The 15,997-nt window shown below is 62.0% G+C and carries 15 protein-coding genes; 7 read left to right on the forward strand and 8 right to left on the reverse strand.

The genetic code is table 11. The annotated features are described in order from the left end of the window. Positions 1–115 precede the first annotated feature (115 nt). Together aroQ and CAF79_RS09320 are read left to right on the forward strand one after the other, a co-directional pair. Positions 116–565, forward strand: coding sequence for a type II 3-dehydroquinate dehydratase (gene aroQ / locus CAF79_RS09315; RefSeq protein ID WP_064382130.1), 450 nt, complete (start codon positions 116–118; stop codon positions 563–565). Beyond that, entirely contained in the window at positions 562–1,416 is an 855-nt protein-coding gene (locus tag CAF79_RS09320; RefSeq protein WP_085697564.1) for a shikimate dehydrogenase, read from the forward strand. Before aroQ ends, CAF79_RS09320 begins: the two co-directional genes overlap by 4 nt. Positions 1,417–1,533: 117 nt before the next feature. Here the strand turns inward: CAF79_RS09320 and CAF79_RS09325 are convergent, their stop codons facing one another. Together CAF79_RS09325 and quiC are read right to left on the reverse strand one after the other, a co-directional pair. Further along, positions 1,534–2,211 (reverse strand): TetR/AcrR family transcriptional regulator, encoded by a 678-nt coding sequence (locus CAF79_RS09325; RefSeq protein ID WP_085697565.1) that lies wholly within the window; start codon positions 2,209–2,211, stop codon positions 1,534–1,536. 102 nt (positions 2,212–2,313) lie between these two features. After that, positions 2,314–4,215: a 3-dehydroshikimate dehydratase QuiC gene (quiC, locus tag CAF79_RS09330; RefSeq protein WP_085697566.1), complete on the reverse strand. Its 1,902-nt coding sequence runs from the start codon at positions 4,213–4,215 to the stop codon at positions 2,314–2,316. Positions 4,216–4,488: 273 nt separating this feature from the next. Between quiC and CAF79_RS09335 the strand changes: the two genes are divergently transcribed. After that, a complete protein-coding gene (locus CAF79_RS09335; protein ID WP_085687864.1) occupies positions 4,489–5,826 on the forward strand; it encodes an MFS transporter in 1,338 nt (445 codons plus the stop codon). A 109-nt stretch (positions 5,827–5,935) separates the two neighbouring features. Here CAF79_RS09335 and CAF79_RS09340 read toward each other — a convergent pair whose 3' ends face one another. The 3 genes from CAF79_RS09340 to CAF79_RS09350 form a co-directional block, all read right to left on the reverse strand. Then, complete coding sequence (locus CAF79_RS09340; RefSeq protein ID WP_085697567.1) at positions 5,936–6,814, reverse strand: DMT family transporter; 879 nt, start codon at positions 6,812–6,814, stop codon at positions 5,936–5,938. Positions 6,815–6,880: 66 nt separating this feature from the next. Continuing rightward, positions 6,881–7,696: a sugar phosphate isomerase/epimerase gene (locus tag CAF79_RS09345; RefSeq protein WP_085697568.1), complete on the reverse strand. Its 816-nt coding sequence runs from the start codon at positions 7,694–7,696 to the stop codon at positions 6,881–6,883. Positions 7,697–7,877: 181 nt separating this feature from the next. Further along, complete coding sequence (locus tag CAF79_RS09350) at positions 7,878–8,654, reverse strand: IclR family transcriptional regulator (protein ID WP_085697569.1); 777 nt, start codon at positions 8,652–8,654, stop codon at positions 7,878–7,880. A gap of 177 nt (positions 8,655–8,831) precedes the next feature. Here CAF79_RS09350 and CAF79_RS09355 point away from each other — a divergent pair, with 177 nt between their 5' ends. From CAF79_RS09355 to CAF79_RS09365, 3 genes are all read left to right on the forward strand, one after another. After that, positions 8,832–10,529 (forward strand): FAD-dependent oxidoreductase, encoded by a 1,698-nt coding sequence (locus CAF79_RS09355; protein WP_085697570.1) that lies wholly within the window; start codon positions 8,832–8,834, stop codon positions 10,527–10,529. Positions 10,530–10,712: 183 nt separating this feature from the next. After that, positions 10,713–11,600: a neutral zinc metallopeptidase gene (locus CAF79_RS09360; RefSeq protein WP_085697571.1), complete on the forward strand. Its 888-nt coding sequence runs from the start codon at positions 10,713–10,715 to the stop codon at positions 11,598–11,600. Beyond that, positions 11,601–12,554 (forward strand): hypothetical protein, encoded by a 954-nt coding sequence (locus CAF79_RS09365; protein WP_085697572.1) that lies wholly within the window; start codon positions 11,601–11,603, stop codon positions 12,552–12,554. It abuts the gene before it with no gap. A gap of 70 nt (positions 12,555–12,624) precedes the next feature. On the opposite strand, the gene CAF79_RS09370 is transcribed toward CAF79_RS09365, so the two are convergent. From CAF79_RS09370 to CAF79_RS09380, 3 genes are all read right to left on the reverse strand, one after another. Next, complete coding sequence (locus tag CAF79_RS09370; protein WP_085697573.1) at positions 12,625–13,218, reverse strand: HAD family hydrolase; 594 nt, start codon at positions 13,216–13,218, stop codon at positions 12,625–12,627. Continuing rightward, complete coding sequence (tesB, locus tag CAF79_RS09375) at positions 13,215–14,084, reverse strand: acyl-CoA thioesterase II (protein WP_039771793.1); 870 nt, start codon at positions 14,082–14,084, stop codon at positions 13,215–13,217. Before tesB ends, CAF79_RS09370 begins: the two co-directional genes overlap by 4 nt. 109 nt (positions 14,085–14,193) lie before the next feature. Next, on the reverse strand, positions 14,194–14,763 hold the full coding sequence (locus CAF79_RS09380) for a GNAT family N-acetyltransferase (RefSeq protein WP_085697574.1): 570 nt from the start codon (positions 14,761–14,763) through the stop codon (positions 14,194–14,196). An 82-nt stretch (positions 14,764–14,845) separates the two neighbouring features. Here CAF79_RS09380 and CAF79_RS09385 point away from each other — a divergent pair, with 82 nt between their 5' ends. Continuing rightward, on the forward strand, positions 14,846–15,766 hold the full coding sequence (locus CAF79_RS09385) for a histone deacetylase (RefSeq protein ID WP_085697575.1): 921 nt from the start codon (positions 14,846–14,848) through the stop codon (positions 15,764–15,766). Positions 15,767–15,997 lie beyond the last annotated feature (231 nt).

Genomic DNA, 15,997 nt, shown 5'->3' on the forward strand with positions numbered 1-15,997 from the left:
ACACAAAACCGGGCTGTCGATGCAGAGCAATTGATTAAAGTAACCATCTAGTACAATTTAACTCCACAGGTCGAAAACTCGGCCCAAGCCAAAAACAATAAGTGGAGTTTGCCTCATGCCCCCTATCGTTCTGGTGCTCAACGGCCCGAACCTGAACCTGCTCGGCACCCGTGAACCGGCGACCTACGGTCACGAAACCCTGGCCGACATCTCAGCCCTGTGCGGGCGCGCCGCTGAAGAGTTCGGCCTGGCCGTGGAGTTTCGCCAGACCAACCACGAAGGCGAACTGCTCGACTGGATTCACGGCGCCCGCCAGCGCTGCGCCGGCATCGTCATCAACCCGGCCGCCTGGACACACACTTCGGTCGCGATCCGCGACGCCCTGGTCGCCAGCGAATTGCCGGTGATCGAAGTGCACCTGTCCAACGTCCACGCCCGCGAGCCGTTCCGTCATCACTCGTTCGTCTCGGCCATCGCCACGGCGGTGATGTGCGGCTTCGGCAGCCACGGCTATCGCCTGGCCCTGGAACATTTCAGCCAGCGGCTGAAGGGGCGATCCGCATGAATCGCAACAACGTGATACTCGCCGGACTGATCGGCGCCGGCATCCAGGCCTCCCGCACCCCGGCCCTGCATGAGCATGAGGGCGACGAACAGGGCCTGCGTTACCTGTACCGGCTGATCGATCTCGATCAACTGCAACTGGACAGCAACGCCCTGCCCGACCTGCTGCTGGCCGCCGAGCGGATGAACTACACCGGGCTGAACATCACCTTCCCTTGCAAGCAGGCAATCATCCCGCTGCTCGATGAATTGTCCCCGGAAGCCCGAGGCATCGGTGCCGTGAACACGGTGGTGCTGAAGGACGGCAAGCGCGTCGGCCACAACACCGATTGCCTGGGTTTCGCCGAAGGTTTTCGTCGCGGCCTGCCAGACGTCGCCCGCGAACGTGTAGTCCAGATGGGCGCTGGTGGCGCAGGCGCGGCAGTGGCCCACGCCTTGTTGAGCGAAGGCGTACAGCAACTGAGCATTTTTGATGTGGACATGGAGCGCGCCGAATGTCTGGCCGACAACCTCAACCAGCATTTTGGTGCCGGTCGAGCCGTGGCCGGACATGATCTGGCGAGCACGTTGAGTCGGGCCGACGGCCTGGTAAACACCACGCCGATGGGCATGGCCAAATTACCCGGCATGCCCGTGCCGGCGGCATTGTTGCGACCCGAGTTGTGGGTAGCGGAGATCGTGTATTTCCCGCTGGAAACCGAACTGCTGCGCAACGCCCGCGCCCTGGGTTGCCGAACCCTGGATGGCGGCAATATGGCGGTGTTTCAGGCAGTGAAGGCGTTTGAGCTGTTCAGCGGCAGGGTGCCGGATGCGCGACGGATGCTCGCGCATTTTCAAAGCATGAAAGGTTGAATCGCACCTCTGCTCCCTGTGGGAGCGAGCTTGCTCGCGAACGCTTACCGTCAGCCAATAAATGTGCTGTCTGACACACCGCTTTCGCGAGCAAGCTCGCTCCCACAAAGGGCGCCGTCACGCCTGCAAGTAGCGCAGTACCGACTCGCAAATCATCTCGCGATGACGCTGCTTGATGCTTTCGTCCGGCAGGTCGATCTGAAAGATCTCACCGAACGTGTGACGGTTCGACACGCGATAGAAGCAGAACGAACTGATCAACAGATGCACGTCCAGCGCGTCGAGCCCGGCGCGGAAAACCCCTTCTTCAGCACCACGGCGCAGAATCTCGCCCAGGGAATCGAGGATGGTGTTGTTCATCGCCTTGATCGCGTCGGAACGCTTCACGTACTCGGCGTTGTGGATGTTTTCGATGCTGACGATCCGCACGAAATCGACGTTGCGATCGTGGTGATCGAAGGTGAATTCCACCAGGCGCCGGATCGCCTCCACCGGCGGCAACTCGGCCAGGTGCAGGCGGTTTTCGGTGTTGCGGATATCGCCGTAGAGCTTCTCCAGCACCTCGACATACAACTGCTCCTTGCTGCCGAAGTAGTAATAGATCATGCGTTTGGAGGTGTGGATGCGCTCGGCGATCGCGTCCACGCGAGCACCGGACAGCCCCTGCTGGACGAACTCGACGATCGCCTCCTGGAGGATGTTCTCGCGGGTTTTTTCCGGGTTGTTCTTGCGACTCTTGCGCGGCTCTACCGCTGCTGAAACGGGGGCTGCGGAAAGTTCTGAAGTCATTGTCATTGCGGGCTCACGGCCATCACTGCACAGGCTGGCGATTATGGGCTGCGCGGCACAGTGAAGGAAGCCGCGCGACCCGGGTTTAATCCCGCGTTTACGAATTTCCTACAACTTCGCCTGGCGAACTGCGCCACTGCGTGATTTGGCCATCGCCGCCAACCGCACCGCAACGTTGGCCGCGCCGTAACCGGCATAACCGTTCTTGCGCTGGATGATCTCGAAGAAGAAGCGCCCTTCGAACGGCTCGGTATAGACGTGAAACAACTCGCCACCCTGAGCGTCGCGGTCATACAGCACGTTGTAGTACGCCAGCTCGCTGAGGAATTCGTCATCGAAATCGAAACGCGCCGCGAGGTCGTCGTAATAGTTCAGCGGGATGTCCAGCAGCGGCACCCCCGCCTCTTTCGCCCGGCTGACTTCGGCGAAGATATCGTCGCAATCGAAGGCGATGTGATGCACCCCGGAGCCGCGATAACTCGACAGCGCGTGTGAGATCGCCGTGTTGCGGTTCTCGGAAATGTTCAGCGGCAGACGGATCGAACTGTCGCGGCTGCGCAGCGCGCGACTCTTCACCAGCCCGTACGGATCCGGCAGCACCACTTCGTCATCGGCCTCGAAATCCAGCAGGCTCTTGTAGAACAGCACCCAACTGTCGAGGCTGTCTGCAGGCAGCGCCATGGCCATGTGATCGATGCGCTTGAGGCCGCCACGCGCCACTGCATCCGGCAGCAGATTGAAGTCGGTGCCATAGACATCCGCCTCCTGATCCACCAGATAAATCAGGCTGCCGTCCGGCGCACGCACCGCCGCCAGTTCCAGCTCGTTGGGGCCGACCAGTCCGCGATATGGCTGACCTTTATAGGCGACAGCGCGGGCCAGCGCGCTGGCGCTGTCCTTGACCCGCACGGCAGTGGCGCACAGCGACGGGCCGTGAGCCTCGAAAAAACTGTGGCCGAACGAATAGGGTTCGGAGTTGAGGATCAGGTTGATATCGCCCTGACGCAACAGGCTGACGCTCTTGGAGCGATGCTGGCCGGCCTTGACGAAACCCAGCCGTTCCAGCCAGTTCGACAGCTTGGCGCCGAGGGCTTCGTCGACGGCGAACTCCAGAAACTCGATGCCGTTGTATTCGCTGGCCTTCGGCGTTTCGAAGAGGATTTCGCGGTTATCCACAGGACGGATTTCCTGCTCCAGACGCTGGCGGGTTTTCTCCTCCAGGTACAGCAGCGAACGCAGACCGTCAGCGGCATTGGCCCGAGGCGGCGCGGCGCGGAAGCCGTCGTTGAAGATTTCCAGCGACAGCGGCCCGGTGTAGCCGCTCTGGATGATGGGTGCGAGGAAGCCCGGCAGATCAAACTCGCCCTGCCCCGGGAAGCAGCGGAAATGCCGGCTCCACTCCAGTACGTCCATCGCCAGGATCGGCGCGTCGGCCATTTGCACGAAGAAAATCCTGTCGCCGGGAATCTCGGCAATCGCCCGCGGATCGCCCTTGAGCGACAGTGTGTGGAAACTGTCGAGCAACACGCCGAGGGCCGGATGATCAGCCTGACGCACGATGTCCCAGACCTGTTGATAAGTGTTCACATGACGGCCCCAGGCCAGCGCTTCATAACCGATGCGCAGTCCACGAGCGCCGGCGCGCTCGGCCAGCAGACGCAGGTCGTCGATGAGGATCTGTTGATCGCCGATACTGTCGGGGGAGGTATTGCTGCAGACCAGCACCAGGTCGGTGCCCAGTTCCTGCATCAGGTCGAACTTGCGCTCGGCCCGCTCCAGATTTCGCTCCAGACGATCGCGGCGGCAGCCTTCGAAATCACGGAACGGCTGGAACAGGGTGATGGCGATTCCAAGGTCGGCGCACATCTGCCGGATTTCCCGGGGACTGCCGTCGTAATACAGAAGATCGTTCTCGAAAATCTCCACCCCGTCGAACCCGGCGGCGGCAATGGCTTCGAGTTTTTCCGGCAGGGTTCCGCTCAAGGAGACGGTGGCAATGGATCGCTGCATGTTTCAACTCCCGGTGGAGATGTCGGCTACGGAAATTGCGCCGCTTTTATAGAGTGAGCGAATTATTGGTCCCGGTTTTTCATTGAGCAATTTAAACTGTACTACCCGGTTAGTTTTGCGTGCGATTATCGAACACAATGCCGGTTTGGCGAATTGACGATTTTTCGCCCACTGCCCAACATCCGTCTCACCTTGAGTCCGGAACTGAACCACCGGTCGCAGCGTGCACAACAAAAGCACACCAAATAACAAATCCAAAAACGGGTGGAACACATGATTCCTTCACAGACTTCCCGCATGGCTCCGGCCATGAGCACTGCCACGGGTGGCATCGGCGACAAGATCCGCGGCGCCATGGCCGTCGGCAAGACCCGTTGGGGCATGCTGGCGCTGGTGTTTTTCGCCACCACCCTGAACTACATCGACCGCGCCGCCCTCGGCGTCATGCAGCCGATCCTCGCCAAGGAAATGAGCTGGACGGCGATGGACTACGCCAACATCAACTTCTGGTTTCAGGTCGGCTACGCGATCGGCTTCGTGCTGCAGGGAAGGCTGATCGACCGGGTCGGCGTCAAACGCGTGTTCTTCTGCGCGGTGCTGCTCTGGAGCCTGGCCACCGGCGCCCATGGTCTGGCGACCTCGGCGGTGGGCTTCATGGTCTGCCGGTTCATCCTAGGCCTGACCGAAGCGGCCAACTACCCGGCCTGCGTGAAGACCACGCGCCTGTGGTTCCCGGCCGGCGAGCGCGCCGTGGCCACCGGCATCTTCAACGCCGGTACCAACGTCGGCGCGATGTTCACCCCGATGCTGCTGCCGCTGATCCTTCACGTGTGGGGCTGGCAGGCCGCGTTCCTGTGCATGTCGGCACTGGGCGGGATCTGGCTGCTGTTCTGGGGCCTGAAGTATTTCAACCCTGAAGATCACCCGAGCGTGAAGCAGTCGGAGCTGGACTACATTCAGAAAGAAGTCGAACCGGAACAGGCCCGCGTACCGTTCTCGCGAATCCTGCGCATGCGCGGCACCTGGGCCTTCGCCCTCGCCTACGCGCTGACCGCGCCGGTGTTCTGGTTCTACCTGTACTGGCTGCCGCCATTTCTCAATCAGCAATACAACCTGGGCATCAACGTCACCCAGATGGGCATTCCGCTGATCATCATTTACGTCACCGCTGACTTCGGCAGCGTGGGCGGCGGGATTCTGTCTTCGTTCCTGATCGGTCGCGGCATGAACTCGATCAAGGCGCGGCTGCTGTCGATGTTCCTGTTCGCCTGCTGCATCATCGGCGTGGTGATGGCTGCCGGATCCGCCAACCTGTGGATCGCCGTCGCCGCCATCTCCCTGGCCATCGGCGCGCATCAGGCCTGGACTGCCAACATCTGGAGCCTGGTGATGGACTACACGCCCAAGCACATGATGAGCACGGTCTTCGGTTTCGGCGGCATGTGCGCGGCGATCGGCGGGATGTTCATGACCCAGATCGTCGGCCACATCCTGACCGTCACCAACAACAACTACACCGTGTTGTTCACCCTGATCCCGGCGATGTACTTCATTGCCCTGACCTGGATGTACTTCGTGGCACCGCGCAAGATTCCTACCGTTACCGAGTAACCTGCCCTTCCTTGTGGGAGCGAGCTTGCTCGCGAATGCGGACTGACATTCAGCACTGACGTTGAATGACACACCGCCTTCGTGAGCAAGCTCACTCCCACAGTGTTTTTCAGCGCCGGCTCTGCTGCCACGCTGCCGCCAGTCCGCTGCAACAGATCACCGCAATCCCGATCACCGTCATCAGGGTCGGCGTGTGCGCAAACAGCAACCAGCCCAACAACCCCGCGAACACGATCTGGCAATAACCGAACGGTGCCAGCAGCGCCGGCGCGGCATGGCGGAACGCCTGGGTCAGAAACAGGTGTGCGGTCATCCCGCAACTGCCCAGCGCCAGCATCAACAACCCGTGCCCCAGGCTTGGCACCTGCCAGAAGAACGGCACCAGCGCACTCATCACCAGCGTGTTGCACAACCCGGCAAAAAAATTACTGGTGGTCGGGCTGTCGACTTCCGAGAGTTTGCGGGTGAGCAACTGATAGAAGCAGAAAAACAGCGCCGAACAGAACGGCAAGAGAATCGCCGGAGTAAACAAGTCACCGCCCGGATGGACGATGACCAGCACACCGACGAACCCGCACACCACCGCGATCCACTGACCGCCCGTCACCCGTTCCTTGAGCAGCGGTACCGACAGCGCCGTCACCAGCACCGGCGCAAGAAAGTTGACTGCCGTGGCCTCGGCCAGCGGGATGTACAGCAACGCCGTGGTGAAAAACAGGCTGGTGCCCAACAGGCACAACGCCCGCGCCAACTGCCATAACGGGCGTTTGGTGCGCAGCACACGCAGCCCGGACTGCGGCAGGAAAATTCCCGCCATCAGCAGCGTATGCACCAGATACCGCGCCCACACCACCATGACGATCGGATAAAAACCCGAAAGGTATTTCGACAGCGCGTCGTGGCTGGAGAACAGGAAGGTTGCCACGACAATCAGCAAGATCCCCTTGAAGGGTTGGTTGACACCGGAAAGCGGAGTGCTGACGGTCATTGGCTCTCTCTGAATAAAAAATAAACGGTGACGAGGACGCAGTTGCCCTCGCCCCTTGAAGCAGACTTAAAGCCGGGCCAACAATTCCCGCGTCCGGTCGATTGCCATTTGCGCCCGCCGCAAACCACTCACGCCTTGCTCCAGCAATTTGACCGTAGGAATTTCCAGACTCAGGGGAAGGTTAGCCGCAAGACTGTGCAACAAGCCGATCAAGTCACAATCGCCCTCGCCGGGAAACCGTCGTTCATGGCGGGCCTGACGCAAGATCTCGGCCATGTCCGCCGGCCTCGGCCCGGCCACATCGCACAACTGTGCATAGCGCAGCCGCGAGGCCGGCACACCGGCCAGATCTTCCAGCCGCGATCCGGAACGGTCGAAGTGAAACGCATCGACCAGCACCGCCCCATTTTCGCGCCCGGCATTGTCGACGATGCGCAACGCCTGTTCGAGATTGCGCGTATCGGTCCAGGGCATGAACTCCAGATGAGGATGCAGACCGTACGGCGCCGCCAGATCGCAGAGTGTCGCAAAATGATCGGTGAGTCGCTGTTCGTCGGGGTCGTTGCCGGCGACCAGCAACTCGCTGGCACCGAACTCCGCGCCGACGCTGAGCAGCTTCTCGAAATCCGCAACCACTGTCTGCGGTTTCAAACGCAGGATTTCCACGTCGAGCACGCCAATTCCGGTGTCACGCAAACGCGCCAGCGTCTGACGCCGCAAATCGCCATCGGCTACCAGCGCAAAGTGATATTCCTCTGGCGTCGCCGGCTCCAGACGCAGACCGACATGGCTGTACCCGGCACGGGCGGCGACCTCGACCATCTCGGGTGGCGAGAGCTCCAGCACGGTCAGGCTGGCCAGGGACAGAATTCGCTCGCTCATGGCCGCGCCTCGGCCAACTCGGGTGACGTAGCGGAGCGAATGCCGATTCGAAGGGGCGAGTTCAAGGGGCGATCCTCTTGTGATTGTTGTGGGAAAAGTCACTCCCGCAACAATTTAGAACCCGGTTCCAGATTCTCCCACCCGCCCGACTGAAAAGTGGGCGAACAGCGCACAACATTGTTTAAACGAACAACTCCGACGCCAGGCTGGCCGCCGACAACTCCTCGGTAAACGTCAGCAACAGCGGCGCCAGTTCATGCAACCGCGCCCCCGGCATTCGGGCGCTCGGCCCGGCGATACTGAGCACGCCAATCACCCGGCCATCGGCGGGATGTTTCACCACGGCGGCAATTGCCGAAGTGCCCACCGCCGAACTTTCCTCTACACAGGCATAGCCCTGTTCCCGGGCGACGCGCAGGCGTTCGAGCAGTTCAATATTGGAGCGCGGCGCATTGGGCCCGATATCCGCCGGCACTTCCGCACCCTGGCGCTCGACCAGCGACAACGCTTCGGCGTCGCTCATGCACGCCAGCCATGCATGGCCCGACGCGGTGTAAAACAGCGGCGCATCGCGGCCCATGTCCGGGTCGTAACGCAGGCCGATACGGGCACCCTGGGCCTTGGCGATCCAAGTCTGGCGCTCGCCGTCGATCACCCCCAGGCGCACCAGTTCACCGGTTTCCTGAGCCAGGCGATCGAGCACTGGTTGCACAATGTCGGCCCCGCTGCTGGACAGGTACTGAAAGCCCATCGCAACCAGTTTGGTCGACAGGTGATAACGCAACGTCTCCGGGTTCTGCCGCACGTAACCCAGACGGATCAGCTCGGCGAGCAGGCGGTGCGTCGCGCTCTTCGGAATGTCCAGTTGATCGGCCAGCGCCTGCATCGGCAGCCCGCGCGGATCACTGGTAAGGCTTTCCAGCACGCTGAAAACCCGTTCGATTTGACTGCCGGCCATGGTGCGCTCTCGGTGAAATTTCGCCGATTCTAGAAGACATCCCGAGGAATGCGAAATCTGGAACCCGGCGTCCGATAACCGCCCACTTTGCGCGTCAGTCGGTTGATCTGCTTCGCCCGCGCTGGTTATTTTCTGGAACCCGATTCTAAAAATAATTGATTACTGGAGCCTTTCCTGATGCCTGCCCTTCCCGATATCGACTGCGACGTTCTGGTGGTTGGCTCCGGCGCCGCCGGTTTGTCAGCTGCCGTGACCGCCGCCTGGCATGGCTTGAAGGTCATCGTGGTGGAAAAGGATCCGGTGTTCGGCGGCGCCACCGCATGGTCTGGCGGCTGGGCGTGGGTGCCGTGCAATCCGCTGGCCCGGCGCGCCGGGATCGTGGAAGACGTGGAATTGCCGCGCACTTACCTACGCCACGAACTCGGCGAGCACTACGACCCGGCCATGATCGACGCCTTCCTTGAAGCCGGCCCACGCATGGTCGCGTTCTTCGAACAGCACACCGCGCTGCAATTCGCCGACGGCAACGCCATCGCCGACATCCACGGCGAAACTCCGGGTGCCGGTACCGGTGGACGTTCGGTAATTGCGGCACCCTATGACGGACGAAAGGCCGGACGCCTGCTCAAGCGTCTTCGTACAACGATGCGCGAAACATCGTTCATGGGCATGCCGATCATGGCGGGTGCGGACCTGTCGGCGTTTCTCAATCTGACTCGCTCGTTGTCGGCGGCCTGGCACGTGACCCGACGCTTCACCCGCCATCTGCTGGACCTGGTGCTGCACGGCCGGGCGATGCAACTGGTCAACGGCGTGGCGCTGGTGGCGCGGCTGGCGAAATCCGCCGAAGACCTCGGCGTACTGCTGTGGGAATCGGCGCCGGTAACCGAACTGCTGCGCGACGAATCACGCATCACCGGCGCTCGTGTGAACACCGCGAAAGGCCCGGTCAATGTCCATACCCGCAAAGCCGTGGTGCTCGCCGCGGGCGGATTTGCCAATGACGTCGAGCGGCGCAAAGCGCTGTTTCCCCGCACGCCCACCGGCCATGAACATTGGGCGTTGCCTCCGCTGGCCGTCAATGGCGATGGCCTGCGACTGGGTGAAATCGCCGGAGGCCGGGTCAACACCGATGTGGCCTCACCAGTGGCCTGGGCGCCCGTCTCGCAAGTGCCGCATTCCGACGGCAGCATCGGCCATTTCCCACACATCATCGAACGCGGCAAACCGGGGATCATCGGCGTACTGCGCAACGGCCAGCGCTTCGTCAACGAAGCCAACGGCTATTACGACTATGTCAGCGCCATGGTCGCCGCCGCCCCCGAAGGTGAAGAGGTTGCGTCCTGGCTGATCTGCACCCGCGCCTTCCAGCGTCGCTACGGGCTCGGCATGTCTCGGCCGTTTCCGGTTCCGGTGTCAGGCTTTATCCGCAGCGGCTATCTGAAAACCGGAAATACCCTTGACGAATTGGCCACTGCTTGCGGCATCGATCCGGATGGATTACGCGCCACTCTCCATGACTACAACCACCATGCCCGTCACGGCGAAGATCCGCTGTTCGGTCGCGGTTCGACCCCGTACAACCGCAAACAGGGCGACCCGGCGCAAAAACCCAACCCGTGCGTGGCGCCTATCGAACAAGGCCCGTTCTACGCGGTGAAGGTGCAGCCGGGCTGCTTCGGCACCTTCGCCGGGCTCAAGGTCAATCCGCACGCGCAAGTGCTCGACGCCAATGACCTGCCTATCGCGGGGCTTTACGCGGCGGGTGGCGACATGGCCAGCATCATGGGCGGGCACTACCCGGCGGGCGGGATCAACCTCGGCCCGGCCCTGACTTTCGGTTACGTCGCAGCCCGGCACATGGCGGGCACCTGACCCGGCGAAAGAAAACCGCCGGCGAATTGAATTCCCGGCGCCCGCGCTCGTCAATAACAGGCCCGACCTCGTCACCCCGAGGCCGGGCCTTTGTGCGTGTGTGCGAATAGACGGACGACCGGACTGGCGCCACACTCACACACCAGCAACACTCATCACCACGATCAGACAGAGGATTCCCACATGCTATGGAAAAAAGGCCGACGCAGTGACAACGTCGTCGATGCCCGTGGCGATGACATGGGCGGTGGCGGCGGCATGCGCTTCGGCGGTGGCAAGGGGCTGAGCCTCGGGGCGATTCTGCTGATCGTCGGTATCGGCTGGATCACCGGGCAAGACCCGCTGCAGATCCTCGGCCAGCTCACCGGGCAGATGACCGAACAATCGGCCCCCACTTCGCAAACCCGTCAGGCACCGCCGGCCAACGATGAACAGGCCGAATTCGTGCGCTCGATCCTCGGTGACACCGAGGACACCTGGGGCGCGATCTTCCAGCAGGCTGGCCGGCAATATAAGGACCCGACTCTGGTGCTGTTCAGCAACCGGGTCAATTCCGCCTGTGGTCTGGCGACCTCGGCCACTGGCCCGTTCTATTGCCCGGCGGACCAGAAGGTCTATCTGGACATGACGTTCTTCCAGGAAATGGCCCAGCGCTTCAAGGCCGCCGGCGACTTCGCCCAGGCCTACGTGATCGCTCACGAAGTCGGACACCATGTGCAGACGCTTCTCGGCGTCTCGGCAAAAATTCAGACAGCCCGCCAGCAAGGTCGGCAGATGGAAGGTGACGGCGGTCTGCTGGTCCGTCAGGAATTGCAGGCCGATTGCCTGGCCGGAGTCTGGGCCTACAACGCTCAAAAGCGTTTGAACTGGCTGGAACCGGGCGACATCGAAGAGGCCTTGAACGCGGCGAACGCCATCGGTGATGATCGCCTGCAACAACAGGGTCAGGGCCGTGTGGTGCCGGACTCGTTTACTCACGGTACGTCGGCGCAAAGGGTGCGCTGGTTCAAAACCGGATTCGCCCAGGGCCAGGTCGGCCAGTGCGATACCTTTGCGGCGAAAAACCTGTAAATGCATAAATGGCTGTTGGCTTTACTGTTCATCGGCGGCACCGCCCAAGCGGCCGGCGTCGACGCAATCAGTCCCGGGCGCCTGCAATTGCAGGCCGGCGAAATGGCGGTGGGCATCGGCCCGGCGCCGGCCAAAATCGAGCGCGTGCTGATCGTCATTCATGGCCGTCTGCGCAACGCCGAGACCTATCGCAAAAGCGGTGAAATCGCGGCGGAACTGGCCGGGCAAACCGCCAACACCCTGGTAATCGCCCCGCAGTTTCTCAACGAAAGCGATGTGTCGCTCTACTCGTTACCCGCCAGCGTGCTGCGCTGGCAAGGCAACGACTGGATGGGCGGCGGATTATCCACAGGGCCGAAACCGCTGAGCTCCTACGCTGCACTGGACGAAATCGTCGGGCGGCTGAGCGATCGCAAGCAGTTTCCGGACGTGAAGCAGATCGTGATCTTCGGTCATTCCGGTGGCGCGCAGGTGGTGCAGCGTTATGCACTGCTGGCTCAGGAACAACCGGCGCTGAAGACCGAAGGCATTCGCTTGCGCTACGTGGTCGCCAACCCGTCGTCGTACGCCTACTTCAATGAGCAGCGCCCGGTGGCCTTCGATCATGCGAAGTGTCCGGGTTTCAACCGCTGGAAGTACGGTCTGATGGATCCGCCGATCTATTCGGGTGGGCAAACGCCCGCGCAGCTTGAAGGCCGTTACGTCAAACGCGAGGTGATTTATCTGCTGGGCCAGCAGGACACCGACCCGCAACACCCGGCGCTGGACAAAAGCTGCGCCGCCAAAGCCCAGGGCGCTTATCGACTGGAGCGCGGCAAGCTGTTTTTCGGTTACTTGCTGCGTCGTCACCCTGAAGGGGTCAATCAGCGCCTGATCGAAGTGCCCGGCGTCGGGCATGACGGCAACGGCATGCTGACCTCGCCGGAAGGCCAGAAAGCCCTATTCGAACAATAAGTCTGGTGTGGCTTGATCTGGCCCCATCGCCGGCAAGCCAGCGATGGGACCCGCTCCGACAATCCATGAGTCAAGCGAACAACATCCGCCGCAACTCGACACAATCCTTCGCATGCCAGTCCGTCAACTCCGGCCACGGATTGTCCGGCAGGTTCACCAGCACCGTGTGGGTGCCCGCCGCCCGGCCGCAATCAAGATCAAACCGGTAATCACCGACCATCACCATCTCGCTCGCCGACACTTGCCAGGCATCGGCCAGTTTCAGCAGGCCCTCGGGATGCGGTTTTGGCTGTGCTTCATCGCGGCCGAGCACATCCTCCACCGCGAAGCAGTCGGCCAGGCCGATGGCCTCCAGCGTCACATGGGCCAGCTCCCGCGCATTGCGGGTCAGGACGCCGAGACGATAACCGCGCGCGTGCAGGTCGCGCACCAGTTCCACCGCACCGTCTGCCGGGGTCGAGCCGAGCGCCAGATCGCGCTCATGCTCCAGCAGCCAAGCGTGTTTCGCCGCCGCTTCCTCGGCGGGCAGCGCCGCGAGGTGGGTGAGGATGTCGTCCTCCGGCGGGATCGAAAGCGCCACGCGGATCGCCGCGAAGTCGTGCACGGCGACGGTCAGGGTGCCGTCCATGTCGAACACCCAGTGCCGCACATCCGCCAGATTCATGCCCAGTCCTTGCGATGACGGATCAGGCCTTCCTGGGTCACCGAAGCCACCAGTTGCCCGGCGCGGTTGAACACGCTGCCACGGGAGAACCCGCGAGAGTTGCCGGCCCACGGGCTGTCCATGGCGTAGAGCAACCAGTCATCGGCACGCAGATCATTGTGGAACCACAGCGCGTGGTCGAGGCTGGCGACCTGCATGTCTTTCTGCCAGACCGATTTGCCGTGGGGCAACATCGAGGTGGTCAGCAGACCGAAGTCCGAGGCATAAGCCAGCAAATATTTGTGCAGCGCCGGGATGTCGGCCAATGCGCCGTCGGCACGGAACCACACGTATTTGATCGGATCCGCCGGTTGCGGGTTGTACGGATCTTTTTCGGTGACCGGGCGCACTTCGATCGGTTTCGGGCACAGCAGCTTTTCGCGCATGTGCTCCGGGATCAGGTGCGCGCGTTGCTGGGTCAGTTCCAGCTCCGATGGCAGGTTTTCCGGGCCGACCACTTGCGGCATCTGGCTCTGGTGTTCAAAGCCTTCTTCGTCGTACTGAAACGAAGCGCTGCAGGTAAAAATCGGGTGGCCCTTCTGGATCGCGGTCACCCGGCGGGTGCTGAAACTGCCGCCGTCACGCACGCGGTCAACCGAGTAGACCACCGGCAACTTGGCATCGCCCGGACGCAGGAAATAACCGTGCATCGAATGCACATGACGCGCTTCTTCAACGGTCTGACTGGCCGCCGACAGCGACTGGCCGAGCACCTGGCCGCCGAACAACTGGCGAAAGCCCAGATCCTGGCTGCGACCACGGAACAGATTTTCCTCGATCGGTTCGAGGGTCAGCAGATCCACCAGATCTTCCAACACTTGGCTCATTCAGACTCTCCTCACACAAAGCAATGCCGCGCAGTCTTGGCTGCGGCGGGGGATTCAGGTTCTGGCCCGGCCCCTCAGGGTGCCGGCCATTGTAAACGTCCGCGCCTGCTTATCCATGCAAGGTTTCCAGCCACTGCTCCCTCGTGATGCGGTACAACACATGCCGCCGTAACGGGTGACCTTCCGCGAGACGCGGGTGGTCGAAATCATCCTGCGGGGCGTGGTGCATGCCGATCGCCTGCATGACTTTCTGCGACGGCAGATTGGTCTCGCTGGTGAACGACACCACTTCATTCAGCGCCACCCGGTCAAAGCCGCAACGCAGAGCGGTCCACGCCGCTTCGCTGGCATAACCCAGGCCCCAGTGTTCCTTGGCCAGGCGCCAGCCGATTTCCACCGCCGGGGTGAACGGCGCATCGAAGCCGACCACGCCGAGCCCGGTAAAACCGATGAACTCGCCGCTGTCCTTGCGCTGCAGCGCCCACAGGCCATAACCGTGCTCGGCAAAATGCCCGCGCACCCGACCGATCAGCGCGGCGCTTTCCAGCCGGCTCAAGGGCGCGGGGAAGTAGCGCATCACCTGCGGGTCGGCGCACATCGCCGCAAACGCCGGCAAATCCTCGTCCTGCCATTGGCGCATCAGCAGCCTTGCGCTTTCCAGCTCCAGTATCGGTTCCATCCTGCCCCTCCGCTTGATGCCGCCAGTCTACATCGCTGTTAGGCTTTGCACTCTTTCCTGCAGCCTCTATGAATAGTCCACCATGCCGTTGCCGCTGATCTACCACGAAGACTACAGCCCGGAATTTCCGGCGGATCACCGCTTCCCCATGGACAAGTTCCGCCTGCTGCGCGATCACCTGGTGGCCAGCGGCCTCACCCGCGATGAAGACCTGCTGCGCCCTGAACTGTGCCCGGCCGACATTCTCGCCCTGGCCCATGACCGCAGTTATATCGAACGCTACATGAGCGGCGAGTTGTCTCGCGAGGACCAGCGGCGCCTCGGCCTGCCATGGAACGAAGCCCTGGCCCGACGCACGGTGCGGGCCGTCGGCGGTTCGATTCTGGCGGCTGAGAAAGCGCTGGAACATGGTCTGGCCTGTCACCTGGCCGGCGGCACCCATCACGCCCATTACGACTACCCCGCCGGCTTCTGCATCTTCAATGACCTGGCGATCATCAGCCACTACCTGCTGCAAAGCGGCCGGGTGAACCGGGTGCTGATCTTCGACTGCGACGTGCATCAGGGCGACGGCACTGCGCGGATTCTGCACGACACCCCGGAAGCGATCACCGTTTCCCTGCATTGCGAAAAGAACTTTCCTGCACGCAAGGCCGAAAGCGACTGGGACATTCCGCTGCCCAACGGCATGGGCGACGCCGATTACCTGAAAGTGGTCGACGATGCGCTCAACTACCTGCTGCCGCTGTATCAACCGGATCTGGTGCTGTATGACGCCGGCGTCGACGTGCACAAGGACGACGCCCTCGGTTACCTGCAACTGACCGACGAAGGCGTTGCCGCCCGCGATGAAAGCGTGATGCGCCATTGCCTGGGCCGCGACATCCCGGTGGTCGGAGTGATCGGCGGCGGTTACAGCAAGGATCGCCACGCCCTGGCGCGCCGCCATGGCATCCTGCATCACAGTGCGCAGCGCGTCTGGCAGTCATCGGGTTGTCATTGAGTTGTGCTGCGTTACCCACAATGGCTGTGGAACGGCCTGTGGATAACCTGAGCGAAAGGGACTACAGCCCAAGCTGAACATGGCCTGCAGCGCGCTGGTTGTTTTTTGATCAGGCCTTTCGATCATCACAAATCCCTGTGGGAGCGAGCTTGCTCGCGATGGCGTCAGTACATTCAACATTTAACTGAATGACTCACCGCTTTCGCGAGCAAGCTCGCTCCCACCCGGTTT

This window comes from Pseudomonas sp. B26(2017) (assembly GCF_002113045.1).
In the GTDB taxonomy this organism is placed as follows: domain Bacteria; phylum Pseudomonadota; class Gammaproteobacteria; order Pseudomonadales; family Pseudomonadaceae; genus Aquipseudomonas.